The organism is Elusimicrobiota bacterium (genome assembly GCA_016180815.1).
Classification (GTDB): Bacteria; Elusimicrobiota; Elusimicrobia; order JACQPE01; family JACQPE01; genus JACPAN01.
Genome location: JACPAN010000004.1, coordinates 118,888 through 127,812 on the forward strand (window position 1 = coordinate 118,888; position 8,925 = coordinate 127,812).

At 53.2% G+C, this 8,925-nt stretch carries 8 protein-coding genes; 4 read left to right on the forward strand and 4 right to left on the reverse strand.

Annotation, left to right across the window (positions count from 1 at the left end):
* The first annotated feature begins 217 nt into the window (after positions 1–217).
* The 4 genes from HYT79_01910 (at position 218) to HYT79_01925 (ending at position 3,524) form a co-directional block, all read left to right on the forward strand.
* The gene (locus HYT79_01910; protein MBI2069331.1) at positions 218–661 is read left to right on the forward strand and encodes a response regulator; all 444 of its coding nucleotides are present in this window, start codon (positions 218–220) and stop codon (positions 659–661) included.
* The gene (locus HYT79_01915) at positions 654–1,439 is read left to right on the forward strand and encodes a response regulator (GenBank protein MBI2069332.1); all 786 of its coding nucleotides are present in this window, start codon (positions 654–656) and stop codon (positions 1,437–1,439) included. The genes HYT79_01910 and HYT79_01915 overlap by 8 nt, the downstream gene beginning before the upstream one ends.
* Positions 1,436–1,813, forward strand: coding sequence for a response regulator (locus HYT79_01920; protein MBI2069333.1), 378 nt, complete (start codon positions 1,436–1,438; stop codon positions 1,811–1,813). Before HYT79_01915 ends, HYT79_01920 begins: the two co-directional genes overlap by 4 nt.
* A gap of 76 nt (positions 1,814–1,889) precedes the next feature.
* Positions 1,890–3,524 (forward strand): NAD+ synthase, encoded by a 1,635-nt coding sequence (locus tag HYT79_01925; GenBank protein ID MBI2069334.1) that lies wholly within the window; start codon positions 1,890–1,892, stop codon positions 3,522–3,524.
* Between the two features lie 91 nt (positions 3,525–3,615).
* Here HYT79_01925 and HYT79_01930 read toward each other — a convergent pair whose 3' ends face one another.
* The 4 genes from HYT79_01930 to carB form a co-directional block, all read right to left on the reverse strand.
* Positions 3,616–4,662 carry an AAA family ATPase gene (locus HYT79_01930; protein MBI2069335.1) on the reverse strand — a complete coding sequence of 349 codons (1,047 nt, stop codon included), beginning with the start codon at positions 4,660–4,662 and terminating at the stop codon, positions 3,616–3,618.
* A complete protein-coding gene (locus HYT79_01935) occupies positions 4,659–5,849 on the reverse strand; it encodes a putative DNA binding domain-containing protein (GenBank protein ID MBI2069336.1) in 1,191 nt (396 codons plus the stop codon). Before HYT79_01935 ends, HYT79_01930 begins: the two co-directional genes overlap by 4 nt.
* Before the next feature lie 191 nt (positions 5,850–6,040).
* On the reverse strand, positions 6,041–6,433 hold the full coding sequence (locus tag HYT79_01940; GenBank protein ID MBI2069337.1) for an SEC-C domain-containing protein: 393 nt from the start codon (positions 6,431–6,433) through the stop codon (positions 6,041–6,043).
* 7 nt (positions 6,434–6,440) lie between these two features.
* Positions 6,441–8,925, reverse strand: a 2,485-nt coding sequence (carB, locus tag HYT79_01945; protein MBI2069338.1) for a carbamoyl-phosphate synthase large subunit, incomplete at its 5' end; no start/stop codon positions are given.

The following is an 8,925-nucleotide window of genomic DNA, read 5'->3' on the forward strand; positions in this document are numbered from 1 at the left end:
CCGCTTGACACCGCAGGAAGCTGACATATAATTTATATAGAACATTCGCAGCGCTGACAGCTTTAGGTCAGCATCAGCCCGCCCCGCGCGGGCCTCGGGAGGGAGCGACGGCTCCACGCGCGCCCGAGAGCAACTCACCATTGTCTTCCTTCATCATTTGGACCGGCCCGTTGCGCCGGCAAAGGGCTCAACGCTTCGACGCGCATGAGGAGGGAATATGAAAGTATTAATCGTCGATGACGAGCCGACGACGCTTAAAATCCTTGCGGCCGCGCTGAAAAACCTGGGGCACCAACCCGTGCCGGCGGCCAGCGCCGAAGAAGCCTGGGCTATTTTCGATAAGGAGCCCGTCTCCATCGTCGCCAGCGACTGGATGATGCCCGGAATGAACGGTCTGGCGCTGTGCCAAAAAATTCGCAAGCGTCCCAACACCAGGAATACGTTCGTCTTCATTATGACGGGCAAAAAAAACTCCGCCGAAGACTACTGCAGGGCGTTCTCCAGCGGCGCGAATGACTTTCTCTTTAAACCCGTGGACCCTCATGTTCTGGATAATCAGCTGCGTATGGCTCAACGGGTTCTCGACATCACCCCGCCCAGCCAAGGATCGCGCTCAACGGCAAAAATATCGCAAAGCATTGCCAAGGATGATCATGATTAACGACTTCCCTGAATCTCAAAAACCAAAAATTCTGGCTATCGATGACAATGAAGACCAGTTGATCTTCATCGGCGCCTTGCTGGAACAAATCGGCTGCGATGTGAAGGCGTTTTCCAACCCCGCCCGGGCTCTCGATGTCGCCGCCAAGCAAAACTTCGACCTTGTCGTTCTTGATTTAAGAATGCCCGAGATGGACGGCTACCAAACGTTGTCCGCCCTGCGCCGCGGCGCCAAAAATCAGGATACGCCCGTCTTGGTTCTCACCGTCGCCGATACCATGAAAGACGTCGACTCCTGCTTTCGCCTAGGCGCCAACGGCTACCTGACCAAACCCATCGACACCCAACGGCTTAAGCTTAAAATCCGCAAACTTCTGTCCTGGTCCGCGCATTCCCCGGCATCCGCGCCTCAAGGCGACGGCTCAGGCGCCGTCACGACGCAGCCGTGGGAAAATTTACGCTCCATCGGCGGCGACCGTTTGGTCAAAGACGTCATCCGCTCTTTTCTGATCAAGGTTCCGGAATTAATCGCCGCCGCGCGCGGCTATTGCCTGACCGGCAATTTCAAAGCGGCCGAAAAAACGCTGTATTCGCTCAAATCCCATTGCGCCAATCTTCACCTGATGAATCTGTTCGCCGCCTGCGAGGAAATCGAGCTCCTTGTGCGCAGCCGCAAGGCCTCCCCAGCGGCCGATGTCCTCAACAACCTGACGAGGTCGTTTGCCAATGTCAAACCCTCGCTTGAGCAGGAACTCGAACGAAACGGAGGTCAATCATGAAAAAAAGAATCGCGGTCGTCGAAGACAACGAAGACAATCGCATGATCATCAAAGCCATGCTGGGCGATTTCTATGATATCCAAGAGTACGCCACCGGCTTCGAGGCGGTCGAAGGCATCCCCGCCAACGTGCCCGACCTTCTGTTGGTGGATATCTCGCTGCCGGATATCGACGGGGTCGAAGTGTTGAAACGCCTCAGGCAGCGCCATGAGCTTCGCGGCGTGCCCGCCATTGCCATCACCGCCTACGCCATCGTCGGCGACCGTCAGCGTTATGAGGCCGAAGGTTTCGACGGTTACATCGCCAAGCCCATCTACGATGAAGAAGTTCTCCTGGGCATCATGGATCAATGGATGAGCAAAAGCGCCTCATAACCCCCCCCTGGCAAGGGTCTGACCAACAATAAATGTGCATTTGGTCAGACCCTAAATAGGGGATAATAAATCCCCTATGCGTATTGCGCTGGCTCAACTCAATTTCCTGGTCGGCGATGTGGCCGGAAATGCGGCCAAAATCGAGCGCGCCATCGTTGAGGCTCAAAACCGCGGCGCCGCCGTTGTCCTGGCGCCGGAATTGTCGCTATTAGGCTATCCGCCCAAAGATATTCTCTTAAACGGGGCTTTGATCGCGGCCCAACAAAAAGCGCTCAAAACCCTGGCTCGTTCATGCCGCAGCACAGCGGCCCTCATCGGCTGGGCCGCGCCGCGCCAAGGGCACGGCAAGGGGCTGTTCAACTGCGCAAGCCTCCTTTACCGAGGAAAAATCCTGGCTAGCCATCATAAAACGCTTCTGCCCTATTACGATGTCTTTGACGAAGGCCGGTATTTCGAGCCCGGTGAACAAATCACGATTTGCCGTTTTCAGGGCCGGCGCCTGGCTCTGTCGGTCTGCGAAGATATTTGGAACGACAAAAACTACTGGGAAAAAAGAAACTACGCCGAGGATCCTCTAGTCAAGCTCAAGAGCGCCAAGCCCGACCTTCTGCTCAATATTTCCGCCTCGCCTTACTGGATCGGAAAACCCAAGGAGCGCTTGGGCATGATGGCCGCCATCAGCAAGCGCTATCGGGTCCCCCTCGCCTACGCCAATGCCGTCGGCGGCAACGATGAGCTGATTTTTGACGGATCAAGCATGGTTCTCAACGCTCAAGGCAAGCTGTTGGTTCAAGGGCCGCCGTTTAAAGAAGGCGTAATTTATGCCGATCTCAGCGGCGACCGGCGGCCGGGGCCGGATCGCCCCATGCCGGAGGATCGGGAGGCTTATGAAGCCTTGGTTTTAGGAACCCGGGATTATGTTCTCAAATGCGGCTTCAAGCAAATCGTCTTGGGCCTATCGGGCGGCATCGATTCTTCGCTGGTTGCAGCCATCGCCGCGGACGCCGTCGGGCCGAAAAACGTGCTGGGCATTTCTTTGCCGAGCCGTTATTCATCAGGGCACAGCAAAGAAGACGCCGAATCCCTGGCCCGCAATTTCGGCATCGGGTTTAAAACAATTTCCATCGAGCCCGTTTTTCAAGCATACCTGAATATCTTCGGCGAGCTGTTTTCCGGGCTTGCGCCGAATATCGCCGAGGAAAATATTCAAGCGCGCATCCGGGGAGCCTTGCTCATGGCTGTTTCCAATAAATCGGGCCATCTGGTTTTGGCGACCGGGAACAAATCCGAGCTGGCCATGGGTTATTGCACCCTTTATGGGGATTTGATGGGAGGCCTGGCCCCGATTTCGGATTTGCCTAAAATGATGGTTTATCGCCTGGCGCGATATCGCAATACGCTCGGCGCCGTGATTCCGGAACGCGTGTTCACCAAGGCCCCGTCCGCTGAGCTCAAACCCGATCAAACAGACCAGGATACGTTGCCCCCCTACGAGCTTCTGGACGCGATTTTGGAAGACTATATCGTTAATGAAACCAGCTTCAAACGCCTTAAAGCCAAGTACCCGCCGGCTACGGCACTGAAGGTTTTAAACACAGTGGATAGGAATGAATTTAAAAGGCGCCAGGCGCCGCCGGGCTTAAAAATTACGCAAAAAGCCTTCGGCGTCGGCCGAAGAATGCCGATTGCCTGCCGCATCGAGCATGAATAAAAACTTAAGAACTGTCAGAAAAAAACTTAATAATGCCGCCATTCCCACGAAGATGGAAATCCAGGCTGGCCGATTTGGCCGGAATACGCAGCTACCCACTATTTTGAACTTCTCCCGTCAGGGGCCTCTCCACACGCTGCTTAGACTCCAGCTTAAACCCAACTTTTTTACCTATCTCAAAAGCCAACCGCTGAAAATCTTTAGAGGCTTCCTGAACCGCCTGAACATGGGCTCCGATAGCGCCGTCCGCCGGTTTTAGATGAAAAATAGGTTTATTGGCCTCTTGAGCCAACGGCATAAGACTTCGGTAATGTTTAATAAGCGCCAAGCAATCAGGATCCTCTTGAGGCGTCTGGATTGTACCCGGCTTGTCTTTCAATACCTCTTCCCTGTACACCTTGGGGATTTTATGAATCCACCGTTCGTAAGCCTTAACGGGACGATCTAAACGGACGGCATGCTGAAGAACAATATAACCAATCGGCTGCATGCCTCCCTTCGGGATTTCCAGGCTGGGATCAGGGTTTTTCTTAATCCGCTCTTTCCACTCCTGTCTCCATTTCATTAAAGTCGGTCCCAGGTTCTGGAGGCCTTGGATAGAAAATAAATCCGGGGATAAAGGAACCACAACGAAATCTGCGCAGATCAACGCCGCCCGATTGATCGCGCCTAAATTTGGTCCCACATCCATTAAAATTAATTTGGCTTCCTTGACCTTCGCGGCCTGGAGTAGAATACGTCCAAAAGAAGAAATAACCCTGAAAGCCCTCGGTTTACTGTCCATGCAATCCGTCCATTGGCTGCTCAACTCATCTTCAAAGCCTGAGAGGTTCAGGTCGCCTATTATCAAATCAAGATTGTCCGCGACATTTTCCACATGAGGCGCAGCTATGTCTCCGGTGCCTTTTATGATAGGCAGAATAGAACCATATATTGTTTTGGGATGGACTTTATCGGTCCACAACTCCTCCAAACTCTTCTCATCCAAAAATGCGGAAGTTAGATTTGCTTGGGGATCCAAATCAGCCGCAATCACACGCACTCCCAAATCGGCATACATCCAGGCTAGATGATAGACGAGCGATGTTTTTCCAACGCCGCCTTTGTTGTTAAAAAAGGCTACTACCGCAGTTTTCACAGATTTCTCCCAATGATAACCAAAATATGCGAATCTTCAATACAAAATTTAGGCCTGGGATTCCCATTATCTTGCAAAGCCTGTTCAGCCAAAGGAATTCCTATGCCAAACCTCTGAACATAGCCCAAATTTTTCATTGCCTCAGCCAAATGCGGATTTCTGTAATCCGTCACTCCGGGCTTTCCAAAATTTACTTCATTAACCTGCCCAAAAGGCCCCCCGGGGCTCAGTATTTCAATTCGATCATTAAACCAAGTTATGCGCACGGGAGCGTTGGTCCCTTCATAAGTTCTATGCAAAACGGCATTACGCACGAGTTGCCTCAAGGCTTCGATTGGATAATCGGGCCTGCGAACCTCCACGGATTGTGATACATCCGATGAAATAGAAACATGGGCTCGCAACACTTCTTCCATCTCACGAAAAAGCTGAGTCAGAGGTCCGCTGATCTCTTTTTGAGACTTTATTGGATTGGCAAGCGTGATGCCATCTACCCTCAAAAATTGCACATAAGCGCCAGGAATAAAACGCCTCGATTCTTTGCCGGCTACAAGCATACCCAAAACTGTCGGTTTCACCTCCGGAGCAACGGATATAAAACGGAGGGATGCCAATTGCTCCTCCAGGGAGCGTTGATTCTGCTCAAGAATCTCCGTGGCAATGCTTGAAGGCAGGTATTCTTGACGAAATAGGTTGGAATCCAGGTCTTCTAAATTAGCGGAGTCCAGAGGGCGAAGATCATATGGCAAATCCCTGGCCCGTCGTTTTTCAGTTAAGATTCGCTCTTCGGCTTGGGTTGCCGTGGCTCTGCGCGGCCCAACGCGAATCCAGGTTACCCCTTTATACCGAATAGGTGTATCGTCAGAAGGCCGCACAATGACAACCGCAACCTCGCAACTTCGCACAATCCGCTTCTCAACGGTCATGCTGGGAAATGGATGTATATTCCCATTGGACCGCATATCTGCAAGTTCCTGCAATCGTTGGTCTGAAACTTGCCAATTGGCACAAGTACTATCGTCGTTAAGGCCCACAAATATCACACCGGATTTTTGATGATTGGGTAGATCATTGGCAAAAGCACAAATGGCCTGACCAATTCTTTCTTTGTCTGCCAACGATGCTTTCCGTTCGACTAAATCTGACTCCAGATTTTTTGCTAAGTTGCCCAGCTCTTGATCTGTCATATTTATTACCAATTAAACCATTTTGACGTTAATGACCGCCCAAATCCACAACCCTGTGTCTATATTTTTGCTAGTGGTGGCCGTAATGGCACACTTTATACCGGCGTTACATCCGATTTATTGAGAACCGCTTTTGTTCTTGAAATTCAAATTAGACACCTGGAAAAGAATTCGGGGCTTTTTACGAAGATTTATTGTTTCTCGGCGGCGCAGCACTTTTTATACTTCTTGCCGCTGCCGCAGGAACAAGGGTCATTGCGGCCCAAAGGTTCCCGGTCGTACACGACCTGCTCGACTTTGGGCGCTTGGCCGGGCTTCTCAAATTCATCTTTATGCTTGTTGGCCCATTCCTGGACCTGAGCCTCGTTTTTAAGGTCCACGCCGTCGGCCTGCATGCGCTGATAAAGCACCGCAACCTGCTGGCGGACCTGGGGGTTCCTCAACATCTTAAAAAGCTGTTTTCGGTCCCCTTTGAATTTCTGAAGCTCCTCGAGCGCGGTTTCTTTGGCGCTGGGTTTGACCTTGGCCTCTGAGCCGTTGTCTTTTTTTCCGACAAACTTATCCCACAACGATCGAATGGACATAGGCTTATTATACCTTCGGGTTCAACGGACTTAAATCCTGAAGCGCATAGATAAACGCCGGATCATGGCCGTTTTGATTTAAAGCGCTCAACACCGCTTCCAAGGCCCTGGGCGTGGGCACCACGGCAATGCCGTGCAGCAGCGCCTCGTTGCGGATGGCATAGCCGTCCTCACGGGATTTGCTTTGATGCGACGGGGTGTTGACCACCAGCGTCACCTCGCCGTTGGCGATGATATCGACGACATGCGGCCGGCCTTCGTCGATTTTAAAGACCTCGCGGACGTCGATGCCGCCGTGATCCCGGAAATAACGCGCCGTATTCTTAGTGGCGACGATGATGAAACCCGCCGCCGCCAAACGCTTGGCCAGGCCTAAAAATTTAGATTTGTCCTCATGTTTGAGCGAAAATAAAATCGTTTTCTTGCCGCTCGGCAAATTTCCGCGCAAGGCCTTTTGCGCCTTGGCGAATGATTCGGCGAAGGTGCGCCCAAAGCACATCATCTCACCGGTGGAGCGCATCTCCGGCCCTAAAATAATGTCCACCCCCGGAAAACGCTCCCACGAAAACACCGGCGCCTTGATCGCGCAAAATCCGGGGGGCGATTCCAACTGCTTTCGGTAGGGCGCGATCAAATCAGGGAGAGCCCGGCCCAAGCAGGCTTTAGCCGCGATTTTGGCCCAAGGGATGCTCCGCGCCTTGCTGATAAAGGGAACGGTTCGGCTGGCCCGCGGGTTGGCCTCAAGAACATGCAGGGCGCCCCGATGAAGGGCGAATTGAATATTCAAAAGCCCGATCACGCCTAAATTTTTGGCCAAAATCAACGCGGCTTTCTCCACATCCTCCTGTTGTCGCTTGGTCAAGGTCACGGGCGGCCAGACGCAATAAGAATCTCCGGAATGAATGCCCGCTTCCTCGATATGCTCCATGACGCCGCAAACAGAAAAATTGCGCCCGTCCCCGACCACATCCACGTCGATTTCCATGGCGTCTTCCAAAAATTCGTCCATATAAATCGCGGATGAGCGCTCGGTGATTTCGGGCAAACCGGTCAAATGATCCTTGAGCGCCGCCGCATCATAAAAAATCCGCATGCCCCGGCCCCCCAGCACATAAGACGGCCGCACCAGCACGGGGAACGGAATTTTGCGGCTGGCTCGATCAACCAGGCGCACAGCCTCTTTTTTATCCTTGGCCAACACCCATTTGGGATGCGCCAGGTCCAGGCGCTTGAGCAAACGAGCGAACCGGCTGCGGTCTTCGGAGGCGTCGATCTGAGCCACCGGGGTGCCTAAAACCATGCGCGGCCCCAAAGCGTCCGCAATGCGATGGGCCAAATTCAGCGGCGTCTGCCCCCCGAATCCCAACAGCACACCCATCAAATTTTCTTTTTCCCGATCGGCCACGCGGGCCACGTCCTCAAATGTCAAGGGCTCGAAATACAGCCTATCCGCGGTGTCATAGTCCGTGGATACGGTTTCGGGATTGGAGTTGATCATGATGCTCACGAGCCCTTCCTCGCGGATGGCCTCGACCGCATGCACGCAGACATAATCAAACTCGATCCCCTGGCCGATGCGATTGGGCCCGGAGCCTAAAACGATCACTTTTTTGCGGGGATCCCCGGTCGACGATCGGGGACCGGTTCCGGAGCCGGAGCAAAACGTGGAATAGTAGTAAGGCGTTTGCGCCTCAAATTCCGCGGCGCAGGTATCCACCTCGTAAAAAACAGCCGAACGATTTTGGACCCGGCTTAAGTCCGCAATTTTCAACACGGATGCTCCGGTTAAGGCGGCCAGCTGCTCATTGGAAAAACCCAGCCGCTTGGCCTCTCCCAGCATATTATTGATGCGCCGGGGGGCGCGTTTTAATCCCTGGGCCAAATCAGCGGCTTTTTTAATCTCGTTTAAAAACCAAGGATCGACGCCGCAAAGCTGATGAACGTCGGCGATGGTCCACCCACGCGCCAAAGCCGTGTAAATAGCAAAAATGCGCCGGGCGTTGGGTTTGCCCATCAACGCGGAAAGCTCCTGGTCGCCGGCCTCCATCGCCTCAAGGCCTCTGGTGCCGTCCTCGAGGCTTCTAAGGCTTTTCTGCAAAGCCTCTAAAAAATTACGCCCAATGCCCATGGTTTCGCCGATGGATTTCATCTGGGTGTTCAGCGTCACGTCCGCGCCGGGAAATTTCTCAAAATGAAAACGGGGCGCCTTGACCACCACGTAATCGATCGAAGGCTCGAAGGAAGCGGGGGTCTTCCCCGTGATTTCATTCGTAATTTCATCGAGGGTCATGCCCACGGCCAGCATGGCCGCAATTTTGGCGATGGGGAATCCCGTGGCCTTGGAGGCCAAGGCCGACGATCGCGAAACGCGCGGGTTGATTTCGATGATCACCATGCTCCCGTCTTTGGGATTGACGGCGAATTGCACGTTGGAGCCCCCGCAGGAAATACCCAGTGCTTCATAAGCCCGAAAGGCCGCCTCGCGCATGCGC